Origin of the sequence: Streptomyces sp. NPDC047108, from assembly GCF_040643575.1 — a bacterium.
Lineage (GTDB): Bacteria > Actinomycetota > Actinomycetes > Streptomycetales > Streptomycetaceae > Streptomyces.
The window spans coordinates 626,363-642,809 of the sequence record NZ_JBEYUP010000002.1; the positions used below are offsets into that span (position 1 = coordinate 626,363).

A 16,447-nucleotide genomic window follows, 5' to 3' on the forward strand; every position below is an offset into this window, starting at 1 on the left:
CGCGAGCGCGGCGCGGGCGGGCCGGCCGGCGCCGCTGGTCGCTGCGCACCCGGCTCGTCGTCTCGTGCGTGGCCCTGATCGCGGTCGTCTGCGCGATCGTCGGCAGCGTCACCACCATCACCCTGCAGTCGTACCTGGTCGGCCAGGCGGACGATCAGCTCGGCGGCATCGCGGAGCGCGTCCTGCACCCGCCGCCGAAGGTGGCCGACAGCAGCGGTCTCGCCTTCATCGTCGGCCCGGGTCAGCCGCCCGGCACGCTCGGTGCGGTCCTGTCCGGCGGTGAGACCACCTCGGCCGAACTCAGCACCGACCGCGGCGACACCGAGGAGCTGACCGCCCAACAGGCGGACGCCGTCGCGTCGCTGGAGCTGGACGGCAAGGCGCACACGGTCGACATTCCGGATCTGGGCAGCTACCGGCTCCAGGCCGTGCCCGACCGTTCGGAGCCGGGCGGCAGCGTCGTCATCGGCCTGCCCCTGCAGAACGTCGAGGACACGGTCGACACCCTCGTCCTGGCCGAGCTGTGCGTGGCGGCGGCGGGGCTGGTCGCCGCGGGCCTGGCCGGTACGGCGATGATCCGTATCGCCCTGCGCCCGCTGCGCCGGGTCGCCGCGACCGCCGCGCGTGTCTCCGAACTCCGCCTGGACCGGGGCGAGGTGGCACTCCATGAGCGTGTACCCGAAGGCGACACCGATCCGCGCACGGAGGTCGGGCAGGTGGGGGCTGCGCTCAACCGGCTGCTGGGGCACGTGGGTTCGGCGCTCGCGGCGCGTCACGCCAGTGAGACGCAGGTACGCCAGTTCGTCGCCGACGCCAGCCACGAACTGCGCACTCCCCTGGCCTCCATCCGCGGCTATGCCGAACTGACGCGCAGGGGACGGGAGGAGACCGGCCCCGACACCCGCTACGCACTCGGCCGCATCGAGTCGGAGGCGGGCCGGATGACCACGCTCGTCGAGGATCTGCTGCTGCTCGCCCGGCTCGACGCCGGGAGACCGCTCAGCCTCGTCGAGACCGATCTGTCGCCGCTCGTGGTGGACGCGGTCAGCGACGCCCGCGCGGCCGGTGCGGGCCACGACTGGAGGCTGGAACTCCCCGACGAGCCCGCGCTCGTACGGGGTGACCCGGAGCGGCTGCACCAGGTGCTGGTCAATCTGCTGGCCAATGCGCGGACGCACACGCCGGCGGGCACGACCGTCACGGCGCGCGTCGCGCGAGCACCCGGAGGCGCGCGAGTCCCCGGAGGCGGGGAGGGTGCCATCCGGCTCGAGGTCGCCGACGACGGCCCCGGCATCCCGCCGGCGCTGCTGCCGCACGTCTTCGAGCGGTTCGCGCGCGGCGACGCCTCCCGCACCCGCGCCGCCGGAAGTACGGGGCTGGGCCTGGCGATCGTGGAGGCCGTGGTGAGTGCGCACGGCGGGCACGTCGAGGTGGCGAGCGTGCCCGGCCGCACGGTCTTCGCCGTCCACCTGCCGCGGGCCCGGCCGACCACGGAGAGCGGCCCGTACGCCCCGAGTGGCCCGTACGAACCGAGCGGCCCGTACGACCCACGTGCGCCGTACGAACCGCATGCCCCGTACCACCCAAGTGCCCTCCACGATCCACGCGCCCCGCACGACTCACAGGCCGGGCACAGGCGGATCACACAGCCGTGACAGCCCGCCCGCCGAGTGTCGGGGGCATGCGAATTCCGACCTCACCGGGCGCACTGCCCGCACGCGAACCTCTGCCGACCGTGCAGCGCCGGGAACGCGGCGACGCACTCGTCCTCGACGTCGTCGTCCCCGTGTTCAACGAGGAGACCGATCTCGAGCCGTGCGTCCGCCGCCTCCACGGCCATCTCAGCCGCACCTTCCCGTATCCCTTCCGGATCACCATCGCCGACAACGCCAGCACCGACCGGACGCCCGAGGTGTCCGCGTGGCTCGACGACCAGCTCGACGAGGTCACGGCCGTACGGCTGGAGGAGAAGGGGCGCGGGCGCGCGCTGCGCACCGTCTGGTCCATGTCCCCGGCGCCCGTGCTCGCCTACATGGACGTCGACCTGTCCACCGACCTCAACGCGCTGCTGCCGCTGGTCGCCCCGCTGATCTCCGGCCACTCCGACCTGGCCATCGGCTCGCGTCTGGCGCGGAGTTCGCGCGTGGTCCGCGGCCCCAAGCGGGAGTTCGTCTCGCGCGCCTACAACCTCCTGCTGAAGGGCAGCCTGGCGGCGCGGTTCAGCGACGCGCAGTGCGGGTTCAAGGCGATACGGCAGGACGTGGCGCGGCGGCTGCTGCCGATGGTCGAGGACACGGGGTGGTTCTTCGACACCGAGATGCTGGTGCTCGCCGAACGCGCCGGACTGCGGATCCACGAGGTGCCCGTCGATTGGGTGGACGACCCGGACAGCCGGGTGGACATCGTCCGTACGGCGGTCGAGGACCTCAAGGGCGTCTGGCGGGTGGGGCGCGCGCTCGGTACGGGTGCGCTGCCGCTCGCGCGGGTGCGCCGCCCCTTCGGCGACGATCCGCGCGACCGTGAACTGTCCGGCGTTCCCCAGGGGTTGGCGCGGCAGATGCTGGGCTTCTGCGCGGTCGGCGCGCTCAGCACGCTCGTCTATCTCGCGCTGTACTCCGCGCTGCGGCTCGGCACCGGGGCCCAGATCGCCAACGCACTGGCCCTGCTGCTGTCCGCCGTCGGCAACACCGCCGCGAACCGGAGGTTCACCTTCGGCGTACGGGGGCGGCAGCGCGCGGTGCGCCACCAGGCCCAGGGACTCCTGGTGTTCGCCATCGGTCTCGCCCTGACCAGCGGTTCGCTCGCTGCCTTGCATGTCGCGGGGGGAAGCCCGTCGCGCGGGGCGGAACTCTCGGTCCTGATCGCCGCCAACCTGGCCGCGACGGTGCTGCGCTTCCTCCTGCTGCGGGCCTGGGTCTTCCCGGACCGGTCCCGGCGGGCCACGGGTGAGGAGCGGGGCGCGCCCCGGGACGCCGGTCCGTTCGACGGCTCGTACGGCGACTCGTACGACCCCGCCTCCGTGCAGCGGTACGCGGGCTTCGGGGCCGCTGACGGCTCCGCGTACGTCCCGTACACCCCCGACGCCGGCGGCTCGCAGGAGCCCGGCTTCGCACCAGCCCCCACCCCTGCCGTCCACGCACAGGCCGTGGATCCGGCGGACCCCTACGGCCACGGCCACGACTCCAGGAGCACCCGATGACCCTGCCCCGCCACGACAGCCACGCCGCGGCCGGGAGCCCGCCCACCGCGCCCGCCCGGCCACCGGGCACACCGCTCCCGGCGGACGCCGAGCGGCCCGGCCGCCCGTCCGCGGACCCCCGCTGGGCCCGGCCCGCCCTCGTCGCGCTGCTGCTGGCGACCGCGGTGCTCTACCTGTGGAATCTCAGCGTCTCCGGCTACGCCAACTCCTTCTACTCGGCGGCCGCCCAGGCGGGCAGCGAGAGCTGGAAGGCGTTCTTCTTCGGCGCGTCCGACGCCGCGAGCTCCATCACGGTCGACAAGCCGCCGGCCGCGCTGTGGCCGATGGCGCTGTCGGTGAAGATCTTCGGGCTCAACTCCTGGGCGATCCTGGTCCCCGAGGCGCTGATGGGCGTCGGATGCGTGGGCGTGCTGTACGCGGCGGTCAAGCGCCGCTTCGGTCCGGCTGCCGGCCTCATCGCGGGCGGCGTGCTGGCGCTGACGCCCGTAGCGGCCCTGATGTTCCGGTTCAACAACCCGGACGCGCTGCTCGCCCTGCTCATGACCGTCGCCGTGGCCTGTGTGCTGCGCGCGCTGGAGGGGGCGCGGACGAAGTGGCTGGTGCTGGCGGGCGTCGCCCTCGGCTTCGCGTTCCTGGTCAAGACGTTGCAGGCGTTCCTGATCCTGCCGCCGCTGGCGCTGCTGTACGCGGTGTGCGCGCCCACGGCCGTACGCCGGCGGATCGGTCAACTCGCCCTCGCCGGGCTGGCGATGGTCGTCTCCGGCGGCTGGTGGGTCGCGATCGTCGAGCTGTGGCCCGCGGACTCCCGGCCCTACATCGGCGGCTCGCAGAGCAACAGCTTCCTGGAGCTGACCTTCGGCTACAACGGCCTCGGCCGCATCAACGGCGAGGAGACCGGCAGCGTCGGCGGTGGCGGCGGCCCGGGCGGCGGCGGCCGGTGGGGCGACTCGGGTATCGGGCGGATGTTCAGCGATTCGGTCGGCGGCCAGATCTCCTGGCTGCTGCCCGCGGCACTGATCCTGCTCGTCGCCTGCCTCGTGCTGCTGCGGCGCTCCGGGCGTACGGACGTGCGGCGTGCGGCGTTCCTTGCCTGGGGCGGGGCGCTGCTGATGACGGTCGTGGTCTTCAGCTTCATGGCCGGGATCTTCCACGAGTACTACACGGTCGCCCTGGCCCCGTACATCGCGGCGCTGGTGGGGACGGGCGCCGTGGTGCTGTGGGAGCGGCGGGAGAGCGCGGCGGTCTCCGCGGTGCTCGGCGGTACGGTCGGGGCGACGGCGGTCTGGGCGTACGTCCTGCTGGGGCGCAGCGCCGACTGGCTGCCCTGGCTGCGCTGGGCGGTGCTGGTGGCGGGGCTCGTCGCGGCGGCCGTTCTGGCGCTCGGCGGACGGCGCGGGGGACGCCGACTGGCCCTGGGCGCGGCCGGGTTGGGGCTGGCGGCGTCGCTGGCGGGCCCGCTCGCGTACTCCCTGAGCACGGTCGGCAGTGCGCACTCCGGTGGGATCGTGACGGCGGGGCCGCAGGTGTCCGGCGGATCCGGCGGCATGGGCCGGGGCGGACCGGGTGGCCCTGGACAGGGTCCCGGGCAGGGTGGTCCCGGCGGTGCCGGGCCGGGCGGCGGGATGCAGCAGCCCGGTCAGCAGGGCCAGGGCAATCAGCAGAGCCTGCCCGGGCAGCAGGGCCCGGCCGGTGGCCAGGGCCAACCGGGTGGCGGCGGAAGTCAGCAGGGCTCACAGGGCCGAACGGGGCAGGGCGGCCAGCAGGGCGGCGCGGCACGCGGCGGCATGAACGGCCTCCTCAACGGCCAGAAGGTCAGCGATGAACTCGCCGCGAAGCTGGAGCAGGGCGCCGGTGAGTACACCTGGGTCGCGGCGGCCGTCGGTGCGCAGAACGCGGCGAGCTACCAACTCGCCACCGAGGAAGCGGTGATGCCCCTCGGCGGCTTCAACGGCAGCGACCCTTCCCCGACGCTCGCGCAGTTCAAGGAGTACGTGAAGCAGGGGAAGATCCACTACTTCGTCGCGACATCGGGCGGCATGGGCCCGGGCGCCGGAGGGGGCCCCGGGGGTACCGGTGGCCAGGCGGGCCCTGGCGGTCAAGGCACGGGCGGCCAAGGCGGCACGGGCGGTCAGGGCGGCACGGGCGGTCAGGCGGGCCCCGGCGGTGGCCAGGGCGGCGGAGCGGGTCCCGGCGGCCGGTCCTCCAACTCCACCTCCTCGACGATCACTTCATGGGTGGAGAAGCACTTCACCAAGGTCACGGTGGACGGCACCACGCTCTACGACCTGACCGATCCGGTCTCCGGTGAGGAGGACGAGGCGTAGGACCACGACGGAGGAGCGCCGGAGGAGGACTCCGGCGGACGGCGGGGCGGGCCGGGCGGACATGCCGGGCCCGCCCCGCCCGGCCGTCCGGCAAGCCGCCGCGGCGCTGTGCGCGCCGCGGCGGCTCATCGGGCCCCAGGGCTCGTCAAGGCCCCGTCAGTTCCCGCGGCGCACCGTCAGATCCGCCACCACCGGCCGGTGGTCCGATGCCAGCGTCTCGGGCACCGCCGACCGCCGTACGCCGATCCCCTCCGACACCGTCACGTAGTCGATGCGCTTCACCGGGTTCGTGGCCGGGAACGTCGGCCCGCCCACCTGTGGTACGGCGTCGGTGAGTTCGTTCCACAGCGGTGCCAGCTCCGGTGCCCGCGGTTCGGCGTTGAAGTCCCCGACCAGCACCTGCCGGGGGCATCGGCCGCGGCTGTCGCAGTCCTCGGCCATGATCCGCCGGGTGTCGGCGACCTGGGCCCGCCGTACGGACGGGTCTCCGCGGTAGTCCAGGTGCGTGCTGTAGACGTGGACGTCCACGCCGCGCGCCCGTACGACCGCCTCGCCGAAACCGGGGGCCGGCGCGGGCTCGGGGTTCGGGTCCTGCGTGGAGAGCCGCGTGATCTCGTGGTTGGTGGTGCTGACCACCGGGAAGCGGGAGAGCACCGCGACGCCGAACTCCCGCCGCGGCTTGCCCGCCGCCGGGGGATCGAGGCTGTAGATGGGCGCGAAGTAGAAGCGCATGCCCAGCAGCGCCGCGAGTTCGCGCCCCACGTCGCGCCATTCGCTGCGCGCGTCCCAGTGGGAGTCGACCTCCTGCAGCCCGACGACATCGGCGTCGAGGGCGCGGATCGTCTCGGCCGTGCGCCGCAGGTCGAAGACCTGGTCGCTGCCGATACCCGAATGGATGTTGTACGAGACGACCCGCAGCGGCACGTGCCTGCCGTCGTCGCGTGGTCCTGCGGAGTGCGCGGGTGGTGCGGTCGTCAGGCTCAACAGGCCTGTTGCGAAGAGGAGTTGAGCGATTCGACGGCGCACTGTCATCCGGGCCTCCTTGATCGCTTCGGTGGCCGTTCGACGGTATCCGAGGGGCCGGGGAAATTCTCGCTGTACGGCGTAAAAGAGTGTGCTGTACGCTGTAGAACACATCATCCTACGGCGTATAAGGAGGTCGTATGGCCACCACGACCACGGGGGATCACGCCACCGGCACCACCCCGGGGAGCCATCCGCAGCGCTGGCTCATCCTCGGAGTGATCTGCCTGGCCCAGCTCACCGTCCTGCTCGACAACACCGTCCTCAACGTCGCCATCCCCTCCCTCACCCGGGAGCTGCACGCCTCCACCGCCGAGGTGCAATGGATGATCAGCGCCTACTCCCTGGTCCAGTCCGGTCTGCTGCTCTCCGCGGGCAGCGCGGCGGACCGCTACGGCCGCAAGCGGATGCTCGCCGTCGGGCTCGTGCTCTTCGGCGTGGGCTCGCTGGCCGCCGGACTCGCCCAGTCCTCCGCACAGCTCATCGCGGCCCGCGCGGGCATGGGCGTGGGAGGCGCCCTGCTGATGACGACGACCCTCGCCGTGGTCGTCCAGATCTTCGACGAGGCGGAGCGGCCGAAGGCCATCGGCGTGTGGGGAGCGGTGAGTTCACTCGGCTTCGCCGCGGGACCGCTGATCGGCGGCGTGATGCTCGACCACTTCTGGTGGGGCGCGATCTTCCTCGTCAACATCCCGGTCGCGCTGCTCGGCACGGTCGCCGTCCTGCGCCTCGTACCGGAGTCGAAGAACCCGGCCGGGGACCGCCCCGACCTGATCGGCGCGCTGCTCTCCACCATCGGGATGACGGGCGTGGTCTTCGCGATCATCTCCGGGCCCGAGTACGGCTGGACCTCGGAGTGGGTGCTGCTCCCGGCCTTCGCCGGGGCGGCGACGCTCGCGGGCTTCGCCCTCTGGGAGCGCCGGATCCCCTACCCCATGCTGGACCTGGGCTTCTTCCGTGACCGCCGCTTCATCGGCGCGGTCGCGGGCGGCATCCTCGTCGCGTTCGGGCTGGCCGGTTCGCTCTTTCTGCTGACCCAGCACCTGCAGTTCGTCCTCGGGTACGGGCCGCTGGACGCGGGTCTGCGGACCGCGCCGCTGGCCCTCACCGTCGTCGTCCTCAACCTCGCCGGGGTAGGCGCCCGGCTGCTGACCCGGCTGGGCACACCGCTCGCCATCCTCGCGGGGATGGGTCTGCTCGCGGCGGGCCTCGCGGCCGTCGCGGTCTTCGGGGACTCGGGGTACGGCGGGACGTTCGCCGGGCTGGTCCTGATGGGCGCGGGCATCGCGTTCGCCATGCCCGCGATGGCCACCGCGATCATGAGCTCGATCCCGCTGGAGAAGGCGGGGGTGGGTGCCGCCGTCAACGGCACGCTGACCGAACTCGGCAACGGCCTCGGCGTCGCCGTCCTCGGCGCGGTGCTGAACTCCCGTTTCGGCGCGCTGGTTTCGGTGTCCGTGGGGACCGCGTCCCTGCCGGCCGCCCTCGCCGCGGCACGCGGCAGCGAGGAACGGACGGCGATCCGCGACGCCTTCGTATCCGGTCTGGAGACGAGCCAGCTCGTCGGCGCGGCGGCCGTGCTGGCGGGTGGCGTACTCGCCGCGGTGCTGCTGCGGCGGGCGGACCGGGCAGACTCACCGGCCGCGGCGGCATAGCATCGGTGCGGGTGGGCGGGCCGGACGCAGTCGGTCCGCTTGCCCGTACGAGCCGGAGGAGGGTGAGCCATGGCAGGTGCCGACCGCGGAGCGGGTCGCCCGCGGACCAGTGTGTGGCTGGAGGGCCGCCCGGCTCCCAAACGCCGGAGCGAGCAGCCCGAGGGACTGGACCGCGACAAGATCGTGGCGGCGACCGTGCGCCTGCTCGACGCCGAGGGGCCGGGGAAGTTCTCGATGCGCCGGCTGGCCGCCGAGCTGGGCGTCACGGCCATGTCCGTCTACTGGTACGTGGACACCAAGGACGACCTGCTCGAACTCGCTCTTGACGCGGTCGCCGGCGAGATCGAACTGCCCGGCGGGGACGACGGCGACTGGCGCTCGCAGCTCGTCAGCCTGGCGGTGCAGTACCGGAACCTCATGGTCGCGCACCCCTGGGTCTCACGGCTCGTCGGCGAATACCTCAACGTCGGCCCCAACGCCATGGCCTTCTCCACCGCCGCCCAGCGCGTGATGCGCAGCAGCGGGCTCTCCGACGAGCAGCTTCCCGGCGCCCTGTCGCTCGTCTTCCAGTTCGCGTACGGCTTCGGCACGATCGAGGGCCGGTTCAACGCCCGGTGCCGGGAGGCCGGTCTGAGCCAGGACGAGTTCTTCTGGCAGGTCATGGGCAGGGTGCAGGACCGCCCCGAGTTCGACGAATCCCGGAACTTCATGGAGGCCCGGGGCGGCGGGTCGGTCGAGGAACTGCGCGGGCGCGACTGGGAGTTCGCGCTGGAATGCGCGATCGCCGGAATCGAGGCCCTGCGCGACCGCGCCGCGGAGCGGGCGTCCGGCAGCGAGGGCGCGAGCGGAGACAGGAACGCGGGCGGGGGCGGGGGCGGCGTGACCGGGGGCGCGGGGAAGCGGCCCGTGCGCGAGGGGCACCGGCAGAGCACAACAGGGTGACGGCCGGACCGCCACCCGCCCCGCACCGGCCTGTTGACGCGCGGGAAACGGTCGTCGGTCGAGCGCGCCGGGCCGACGCATCGGTCCGGCGCGTCAGTCCTGAGGGGCCAGGTGTGCCGGGAAGCCTCCGGTGGCGATCGGGCCCCACCGGTCCGGCGTCACCCGGATCAGCGACTTGCCCTGCCTGGCCATCGCGGCGCGGTACTCGTTCCAGTCCGGGTGCTCTCCCGCGATGTTCCGGTAGTACTCGACCAGCGGCTCGATGGAGTCCGGTGCGTCGATCACCTCCGCCGCGCCGTCGACCTGCACCCACGGCCCGTTCCACTCGTCGGAGAGCACGATCAGGCTGACGCGCGGATTGCGGCGCGCATTGCGGGTCTTGGCCCGTTCCGGATAGGTGGACACCACCAGCCGCCCGGCGTCGTCCACCCCGCAGGACAGCGGCGAGCCCTGCGGGGTCCCGTCGGCGCGGGTGGTCAGCAGGATGGCGCGGTGCCGGGGGCGTACGAACTCCAGCAGCCCCGCGAGATCCACGGTCGTGTTGGTCGCGATGTTCGGAGCCATGGCCGAGAGCCTACGACCGCCGGCCGCGTCCGAGGGGCCCCGACGAGCCGGACCACCCGCCTGCCCCGGACCCGCCCCGCACTCCGGACCAACCCCCGCCGCGCCCCCTGCTCGCAGCCCCGCCCGTCACAGCTGCGGCAGCCGGTCCCCCTGCACCGCCTGGATGTCCAGTTCGACGCGGAGAGTCGTGCCGATGGCGGCGATCCCGGCCGAGACGACCTGGTTGTACGTCATGGCGAAGTCCTCGCGCCGCAGCTCCGCCGTCGCGCGGAACGCCGCCCGCACCCCGCCCCACGGATCCGGCCCCGTCCCCAAGTACGCCAGATCCAGGCCGACTTCGCGCACCACACCGTGCAGGGACAGCTCGCCGTGCACGGTCCAGCGGTCGGTGCCCGCCGTGCTCACGCCCGTGCTGCGGTAGCCGATCTCCGGGAAGCGCTCCACGTCCAGGAAGTCGGACGACCGCAGGTGGCGGTCGCGCAGAAGGTTCCCCGTGTCGATGCTCGCGGCCCCGATCACCGCCTCGACGCGCGATGCCGCCACGTCCTCGGCGATCTCGATCCGGGCCGAGACGTCCGTGAACCGGCCGTGCACGCTGGAGATCCCGAGGTGCTGGGCGACCGCGCTCACCGACGAGTGCGCCGGGTCCAGCGTCCAGGGGCCGGGCGGCGGCAGCGCCGCGCCGCCCTGCCGCGCCAGCACGACCGTGCCCGCGTCCGCCCGCCCCGACCCGGTGACGATCAGCGTCGATGCCGCCGGGGCGAACCCGACGGCGGTGACGATCACCGTGTAGGAACCGCCGGGCAGGCGGTCATGGGTCCTGACCGTGCCCTCGTCGTCCGCCGCCGCCCGCAGCACCTGCCCGCCCACCGTGTCGGTGAGGGTCAGCACCGCGTGCTGCACGGCCCAGCCGTCCCGTGTACGGACCCGTGCCCGCAGCCCGGCTCCCGGCTCCTGTGTTCCGCCCGTGGTCATCAACGCTCCTGCTCCTCCTACGTTCCCGGGCCCCGGGCCGCCCCGCCGTGCGGGCCGTCCCCTGCCCGCGCGGCGCCCGGCCCGGGGCCCCTGTCCCCGGGGCGGGCCGCGGTCATCCGCTCGTACCGCGGCCCCGCCGGCCGGGGGTCATGTCACTCGCCGGGGTGGGCGAGTTCGATGTCGTGGCCGTCCAGTCCGGGACCCGACACCGTGACCGGCGATGCGGCCGGCGGGTACCCCGTCGCGATGAGCGTGTAATCGCCCTCGTCCAGGTCGGTGAAGGCGTACGCCCCGTCCTCCCCGGTCGTGGACGTCGCCATCACGTTCCCCGCGGCGTCGAGCAGCGTCACACGCGCGTCGGACAGCGGCCGTCCGGCACCGGCCCGTACGGTTCCCCGCACCACGGAGCCCGACCGCAGCTCGGCCTCGATCCGGGTGACCGCCTGGCCGCCCACCTCGACGGGCAGCGCCAGCGGCCGGTAGCCGGGGGCGTTGACCGCCACCGTGAAGGTGCCGGGCACCAGGTCGGAGAACCCGAACTCGCCGCTGCCGCCGGTCAGTTCGGTGGCCAGAACCTCGCCGCGCACATCGGTGACGACGACCGTCGCGCCCGCGACCGGCCCGCTTCCGGCGGCGGCACGCACGAGACCCGCGAGACCGCTGGTGCCGGACAGCGCCAGGTCGTACCCCAGCGGCTCGTCGCCGACGACGACCGTCGCGGCCTGCGGCTGGTGCCCGTCGGCCGCGGCGATCAGGACGTACGAGCCGGGGCCCGGCGCGTCCAGCGCGTAGGCGCCGTCGCCGTGCGCCACGGACCGGCCCAGCTGCCGCCCGGCCAGCGAGATCAGGGTGACGGCCGCGCGGGGAACGGGAGTTCCGTCCCCGCTCCGTACGAAGCCCCGCACGGCGGTGCCCGACGGGGTCGCGCCGGTCCCGGCGCCCACCGACGCGGTGGCGGTGTGCTCGGCCGCGGCCCACGACGGTGTGCGCGGCTCGGCGGACGCGGAGGCACCCGCGGTGGAGGCCGCGACGCTCGCCAGCGGCGCGGGTTCCGGCTCGGGGACACGGTCCTCGGCGTACGCCCCGGAGGTCTCCACGCTCTGCGGCCGGGCCTCCACACCGGAGACCGCCGCCGCCGTGGTCTCCGCCTCCGCGGTCGCCTCCGCTCCGGACGCGACCTTGGTCTTCAGCGGGACCTCCTTGATGAAGAGGACCGTCAGCAGGGCGATCAGCGCGGCCGGGGCCGCGTACAGGTAGATGTCGGCGACACCGTGCCCGTAGGCGCTCTCGACGACGGTGCGGATGGGCGCGGGCAGTTCGCTCATGTCCGGGATGGCGCTGCCGGGCCCGCCCATGGAGCCGCCCGCCGCGGCGGCCTTCGGTCCCAGCTCCGCCATGCCGTCCTTGACGTAGTCGGTGATGCGGTGCGCCAGGACCGCGCCGAGCGCGGAGACGCCGACGGCGCCGCCGAGCGAGCGGAAGAAGGTGACGACCGAGCTGGCCGCGCCGAGGTCCTCGGTGGCGACCTGGTTCTGCGTCGCAAGCACGAGGTTCTGCATCATCATGCCGAGCCCCAGGCCCATGACGCCCATGAAGACGGCGATCTTCCAGTACGGGGTGTCGTAGCGCATGGTGCCGAGCAGACCGACGCCCGCCGTCACCAGCACACCGCCCGCGACCAGCCACACCTTCCAGCGGCCCGTCTTGGTGATGATCTGCCCCGAGAGCGTCGAGGAGATGAAGAGCCCGGTGATCAGCGGGATGGTCATGACCCCGGACATCGTGGGCGACTTGTCGCGCGCGAGCTGGAAGTACTGGCTCAGGAAGACCGTCGAGGCGAACATCGCGACACCGACGAAGAGGCTCGCGAGCGAGGCCAGCGTGATCGTCCGGTTGCGGAACAGCCGCAGCGGGATGATCGGTTCGCTCGCCTTCGCTTCGATGAGGAGGAAGACCAGGCCGAGCGCGACGGAGCCGCCGACCATGGCGTACGTCTGCCAGGACAGCCAGTCGTACTTGTCCCCGGCGAGGGTGACCCAGACCAGCAGCAGGGACACCGCGGCGGACACGAAGAAGGCGCCGGCCCAGTCGACCTTGACCTTCCGCTTCACCACCGGGAGCTTCAGGGTCTTCTGCAGCACGATCAGCGCGATGACGGCGAAGGGCACACCGACGTAGAAGCACCAGCGCCAGCCGAGCCACGAGGTGTCCGTGATGACACCGCCGAGCAGCGGGCCGCCGACGGTGGCGACGGCGAACGTCGCGCCGAGGTAGCCGCTGTACCGCCCGCGCTCGCGCGGGGAGATCATCGCGGCCATCACGATCTGGGCGAGCGCCGTCAGACCGCCCACGCCTATGCCCTGGAAGACCCGGAAGGTGATGAGCATGCCGGGGTTCTGCGCGAGACCGGCTCCGGCGGAGGCCAGGACGTAGATGACCAGGGCCAGTTGGACCAGGGACTTCTTGCTGATCAGGTCGGCCAGCTTGCCCCAGAGCGGGGTGGAGGCGGTCATGGCGAGCAGCGCGGCCGTGACGACCCAGGTGTACGCGCTCTGCCCGCCGCCCAGGTCGGAGATGATCTCGGGCAGTGCGTTGGAGACGATCGTCGACGACAGGATCGCGACGAACATGCCGAGCAGCAGCCCGGACAGCGCTTCCATGATCTGCCGGTGCGTCATCGGCGCGGCGTGCCCGTGGGGTGGGCTCGCGGCGGCGTCTCCCTGCACACCGGCCGTCGTGGTCGTTGCCATGCTCTTCCTTCTGTTGCGTTGCTGATCGGGTCGCTCGGGGGTGCCGTACACGGCCGGGGTGCCGGACGGACGTGGGCCGGCCGGTGCCGTGCGTCACGGACCGGAGGGGCGGCGCAGTGGTGGGTGGGTGTGCGGTTATGGGGTCGTGCGGGGCGACCGGCCTTCGCCGAAGCTGTCCCGCAGCCGGGCCAGCAGCTCGGTCAGCCGGCCGACGTCCTCGTCGGACCAGTCGTGCAGCGCCTCGGCGAGCGTCGTCACGTAGCGGTCGGAGATGTCGCGGAGGACGTTCTCGCCCTCGGCGTTGAGCCGGAGGAGCCGTGATCGCTTGTCGAGCGGGTCCGGCTCACGGTCGAGCCAGCCGCGCTCGGTGAGGTGGGCGACGTGCCTGCTGGTCACGGACATGTCGACGGAGAGCAGCTCGGCCAGCCTGCTGAGCCGCATCTCTCCGTGGCGGTGGAGCAGCGCCAGCACGGCGGCCGACCCGGCCTGGCACTGGTGGGGAAGATCGCGTGCGAGACCGCGTTTGACGACGCCGAACGCGCTCAGTTGCCGGGTCAGCTCCTCGTACTGACTCTGTGCGGCCATGGGGGACTCCTGTGACCTGTCAAGTTGCTTTGAGCAACCATAATACTGTTGGTTGCTGAAGGCAAATGAATGTTCACAGTTAGGGCACCGATACGGCACAGGCCCGAGGGTTGGGGCTCAACCGGCGGTTCGCTAGGGTCCTGGCTCATGACGAACAACCCCCAGGGTTCCCAGGGCGGCCACGACACCGCCGGCTCCACCCAGATGTTCCGCGCCTTCGTGGACGAGGGGCCGCGGCAGGCCGCCCCCGCGCCGTCCGGCCCGCGCACCGGAGTCATCGTCGGCGTGATCGCGGTGATCGCGGTCATCGGCGCCGTGGTGTGGCTCGCGCTGGGCTGATCCGGGTCACATACGGATCGTTCCCGGAACTCCGGGTTCTCGAAGGGGCGCGCTGACGCCTGCGCGGGCGCGAGCGCCTGCCGAGGCGCCCGGCGCCTCCCGCTGCCCGCGCTCCGGTACGAGCCGTGCTGTGCGCCGCCGGCCGCACGTCGGTGGACGCCGTACGGGCCTGTGCCGCCGGGTCGCCGTACGGGCCTGTGCCCGGCCCGGCGCGACTCCGGTCACTTCCAGTCGACGTCGACGTCCTGGGTCTCGATGTGCATGCCCAGTGGGACCCGCCACGCGTCGACGCACACCGTCCAGGTCTCCTCGGTGCGCTCGCCGCCCTCGACCGTCCCGGGCAGCTTCTGCTCCGACTCGATCGTCGCCCAGTCGACGCCGAGTCCGCCGATGATGTGGGTCGCGAAGGTGACCGTGCCCGAAGTGACCGCCTTGTCACCGGTGTTGCGCAGTTCCAGGGTCACCTTCTCGCACCAGCGCTTGTCGGTCGCGGTGCGCTCGATGGGTCCGACGGAGAGCTCGGCCGGCTCCTGCGGCTCGGGGTCCGGCTCCCCGGAGGGTGAACCGGGATCGGTGGAACCACCGCCGGAACCGCTGCCGTCCGTGGGCGGATCGCCGCCCTCCTCCGGCCCGTCGCCGGATCCGCCCGGCCCACCGGATCCGCCCGGCCTGTCGCCCGCGGGGCGGTTGCCTGACGGCGCATCACCCTTGCCTTCGGCGGCGTCCCCGCTCCCGTCCTTCGCGGAGTCGGCTGTACCCGCGGAGCCTGTGGCGTCCTCACGTCCGGAACCGGACGCATCGTCACCCTGCTGACGCGCGCCCGGCTTCGGCCGGTCCAGCGGGGTGAGCGACACCTCGCCCTCGGGCGGCACGGCCTTCCCCGCGCCCCGGTGGCCGTCCGGCCCGACCGCGCCGACGGCCACATAGCCGTCGTCACCGCCGCCGCTCCCGCAGCCCGTGAGCAACGCGCCCAGGCACAGCACGGCCGCCGAGGAGGCGACCGCCGCGCGGCGACCACCCTGGGGCCGTTCCTGACGCCGCTCCCGCACGGGGGCGGCGTCGCGTACCCGGTGACGTACGGGGACCTCGGTGCCTCGCGTCGTCCGTCGCATCGGCCCAGTGTCGCTGACGGTTCGTCAGGTGTGAAGACCGCTGGGCCGAGCAGACGGAGAGAAGAGGCTCAGTCGGCGATGAGCCCTTCGCGGAGCTGCGCGAGGGTGCGGGTCAGCAGCCGGGAGACGTGCATCTGGGAGATGCCGACCTCCTCGCCGATCTGTGACTGCGTCATGTTCGCGAAGAACCGGAGCATGATGATCTGCCGTTCCCGGGGCGGGAGTTTGGCCAGCAGGGGCTTCAGCGACTCGCGGTACTCCACGCCCTCCAGCGCCGAGTCCTCGTACCCCAGGCGGTCGGCCAGCGAGCCCTCGCCGCCGTCGTCCTCGGGTGACGGGGAGTCGAGCGAGCTGGCGGTGTACGCGTTGCCGACCGCGAGACCGTCGACCACGTCCTCCTCCGACACCCCGAGCGCCGCGGCGAGTTCGGGGACGGTGGGCGAGCGGTCGAGCTGCTGGGCGAGTTCGTCACTGGCCTTGGTGAGGGCGAGGCGCAGCTCCTGCAGCCGGCGCGGCACGCGCACCGACCAACTCGTGTCCCGGAAGAAGCGCTTGATCTCGCCGACGACGGTCGGCATCGCGAACGTCGGGAATTCCACGCCCCGTTCGCAGTCGAAGCGGTCGATCGCCTTGATGAGACCGATCGTCCCGACCTGGACGATGTCCTCCATCGGCTCGTTGCGGCTGCGGAATCTGGCCGCCGCGTAGCGCACGAGGGGCAGGTTGAGCTCGATGAGGGTGTCGCGGACGTACACCCGCTCGGCGCTGTCCTCCTCGAGCGTGGCCAGCCTCAGGAACAGGGAGCGGGAGAGGGTCCGGGTGTTGATGGCGTCGCAGGTTTCGGGCACGGGCGGTGCCTCATCGGCGAGCACCTTCGAGCTGCCCAGTTCTACGGACATGCCACCCCCTTGAGGTCGCGGACGGGTCGCGGCGCCCTCGTCGGCGAAGGACGCAGCCTTCACGTGAATACCGGCGGCAG

The 16,447-nt window shown here is 72.9% G+C and carries 13 protein-coding genes; 6 read left to right on the top strand and 7 right to left on the bottom strand.

All coding sequences use genetic code 11. The annotated features are described in order from the left end of the window. Window positions 1-68 precede the first annotated feature (68 nt). The 3 genes from ABZ822_RS07910 to ABZ822_RS07920 are packed head-to-tail and all read left to right on the top strand — an operon-like array spanning window position 69 to window position 5,523. Entirely contained in the window at window positions 69-1,655 is a 1,587-nt protein-coding gene (locus ABZ822_RS07910) for an ATP-binding protein (protein WP_360848514.1), read from the top strand. A gap of 26 nt (window positions 1,656-1,681) precedes the next feature. Next, the gene (locus ABZ822_RS07915; protein WP_360848517.1) at window positions 1,682-3,199 is read left to right on the top strand and encodes a bifunctional glycosyltransferase family 2/GtrA family protein; all 1,518 of its coding nucleotides are present in this window, start codon (window positions 1,682-1,684) and stop codon (window positions 3,197-3,199) included. Then, entirely contained in the window at window positions 3,196-5,523 is a 2,328-nt protein-coding gene (locus ABZ822_RS07920) for a glycosyltransferase family 39 protein (protein WP_360848520.1), read from the top strand. Before ABZ822_RS07915 ends, ABZ822_RS07920 begins: the two co-directional genes overlap by 4 nt. 156 nt (window positions 5,524-5,679) lie before the next feature. Here the strand turns inward: ABZ822_RS07920 and ABZ822_RS07925 are convergent, their stop codons facing one another. Then, window positions 5,680-6,555 (bottom strand): endonuclease/exonuclease/phosphatase family protein, encoded by an 876-nt coding sequence (locus ABZ822_RS07925; RefSeq protein ID WP_360848523.1) that lies wholly within the window; start codon window positions 6,553-6,555, stop codon window positions 5,680-5,682. Between the two features lie 131 nt (window positions 6,556-6,686). On the opposite strand from ABZ822_RS07925, the gene ABZ822_RS07930 reads away from it, so the two are divergent. Both ABZ822_RS07930 and ABZ822_RS07935 read left to right on the top strand, forming a co-directional pair. Then, window positions 6,687-8,201 carry an MFS transporter gene (locus ABZ822_RS07930; RefSeq protein ID WP_360848526.1) on the top strand — a complete coding sequence of 505 codons (1,515 nt, stop codon included), beginning with the start codon at window positions 6,687-6,689 and terminating at the stop codon, window positions 8,199-8,201. A gap of 69 nt (window positions 8,202-8,270) precedes the next feature. Next, window positions 8,271-9,143: a TetR/AcrR family transcriptional regulator gene (locus tag ABZ822_RS07935; protein ID WP_360848529.1), complete on the top strand. Its 873-nt coding sequence runs from the start codon at window positions 8,271-8,273 to the stop codon at window positions 9,141-9,143. Between the two features lie 93 nt (window positions 9,144-9,236). On the opposite strand, the gene ABZ822_RS07940 is transcribed toward ABZ822_RS07935, so the two are convergent. From ABZ822_RS07940 to ABZ822_RS07955, 4 genes are all read right to left on the bottom strand, one after another. Beyond that, complete coding sequence (locus ABZ822_RS07940; protein WP_360848532.1) at window positions 9,237-9,707, bottom strand: PPOX class F420-dependent oxidoreductase; 471 nt, start codon at window positions 9,705-9,707, stop codon at window positions 9,237-9,239. 126 nt (window positions 9,708-9,833) lie between these two features. Next, window positions 9,834-10,682: a YceI family protein gene (locus tag ABZ822_RS07945; protein WP_360848535.1), complete on the bottom strand. Its 849-nt coding sequence runs from the start codon at window positions 10,680-10,682 to the stop codon at window positions 9,834-9,836. 152 nt (window positions 10,683-10,834) lie between these two features. After that, complete coding sequence (locus ABZ822_RS07950) at window positions 10,835-13,432, bottom strand: DHA2 family efflux MFS transporter permease subunit (protein WP_360848538.1); 2,598 nt, start codon at window positions 13,430-13,432, stop codon at window positions 10,835-10,837. A gap of 135 nt (window positions 13,433-13,567) precedes the next feature. Then, complete coding sequence (locus ABZ822_RS07955) at window positions 13,568-14,017, bottom strand: MarR family transcriptional regulator (RefSeq protein ID WP_360848541.1); 450 nt, start codon at window positions 14,015-14,017, stop codon at window positions 13,568-13,570. Window positions 14,018-14,164: 147 nt separating this feature from the next. On the opposite strand from ABZ822_RS07955, the gene ABZ822_RS07960 reads away from it, so the two are divergent. Beyond that, a complete protein-coding gene (locus ABZ822_RS07960) occupies window positions 14,165-14,356 on the top strand; it encodes a hypothetical protein (protein ID WP_360848544.1) in 192 nt (63 codons plus the stop codon). A gap of 221 nt (window positions 14,357-14,577) precedes the next feature. Here ABZ822_RS07960 and ABZ822_RS07965 read toward each other — a convergent pair whose 3' ends face one another. Together ABZ822_RS07965 and ABZ822_RS07970 are read right to left on the bottom strand one after the other, a co-directional pair. After that, window positions 14,578-15,468: a hypothetical protein gene (locus tag ABZ822_RS07965; protein ID WP_360848547.1), complete on the bottom strand. Its 891-nt coding sequence runs from the start codon at window positions 15,466-15,468 to the stop codon at window positions 14,578-14,580. Window positions 15,469-15,536: 68 nt separating this feature from the next. Continuing rightward, entirely contained in the window at window positions 15,537-16,367 is an 831-nt protein-coding gene (locus ABZ822_RS07970; RefSeq protein WP_360848550.1) for an RNA polymerase sigma factor SigF, read from the bottom strand. Between the last annotated feature and the right edge of the window lie 80 nt (window positions 16,368-16,447).

Bases quoted from the DNA above. Each gene is read 5' to 3' on its own strand.
- ABZ822_RS07945 (WP_360848535.1), bottom strand. From the start codon at position 10,682: ATGACCACGGGCGGAACACAGGAGCCGGGAGCCGGGCTGCGGGCACGG.
- ABZ822_RS07950 (WP_360848538.1), bottom strand. From the start codon at position 13,432: ATGGCAACGACCACGACGGCCGGTGTGCAGGGAGACGCCGCCGCGAGC.
- ABZ822_RS07970 (WP_360848550.1), bottom strand. From the start codon at position 16,367: ATGTCCGTAGAACTGGGCAGCTCGAAGGTGCTCGCCGATGAGGCACCG.
- ABZ822_RS07915 (WP_360848517.1), top strand. From the start codon at position 1,682: ATGCGAATTCCGACCTCACCGGGCGCACTGCCCGCACGCGAACCTCTG.
- ABZ822_RS07965 (WP_360848547.1), bottom strand. From the start codon at position 15,468: ATGCGACGGACGACGCGAGGCACCGAGGTCCCCGTACGTCACCGGGTA.
- ABZ822_RS07955 (WP_360848541.1), bottom strand. From the start codon at position 14,017: ATGGCCGCACAGAGTCAGTACGAGGAGCTGACCCGGCAACTGAGCGCG.
- ABZ822_RS07940 (WP_360848532.1), bottom strand. From the start codon at position 9,707: ATGGCTCCGAACATCGCGACCAACACGACCGTGGATCTCGCGGGGCTG.
- ABZ822_RS07935 (WP_360848529.1), top strand. From the start codon at position 8,271: ATGGCAGGTGCCGACCGCGGAGCGGGTCGCCCGCGGACCAGTGTGTGG.
- ABZ822_RS07925 (WP_360848523.1), bottom strand. From the start codon at position 6,555: ATGACAGTGCGCCGTCGAATCGCTCAACTCCTCTTCGCAACAGGCCTG.
- ABZ822_RS07930 (WP_360848526.1), top strand. From the start codon at position 6,687: ATGGCCACCACGACCACGGGGGATCACGCCACCGGCACCACCCCGGGG.
- ABZ822_RS07960 (WP_360848544.1), top strand. From the start codon at position 14,165: ATGACGAACAACCCCCAGGGTTCCCAGGGCGGCCACGACACCGCCGGC.
- ABZ822_RS07920 (WP_360848520.1), top strand. From the start codon at position 3,196: ATGACCCTGCCCCGCCACGACAGCCACGCCGCGGCCGGGAGCCCGCCC.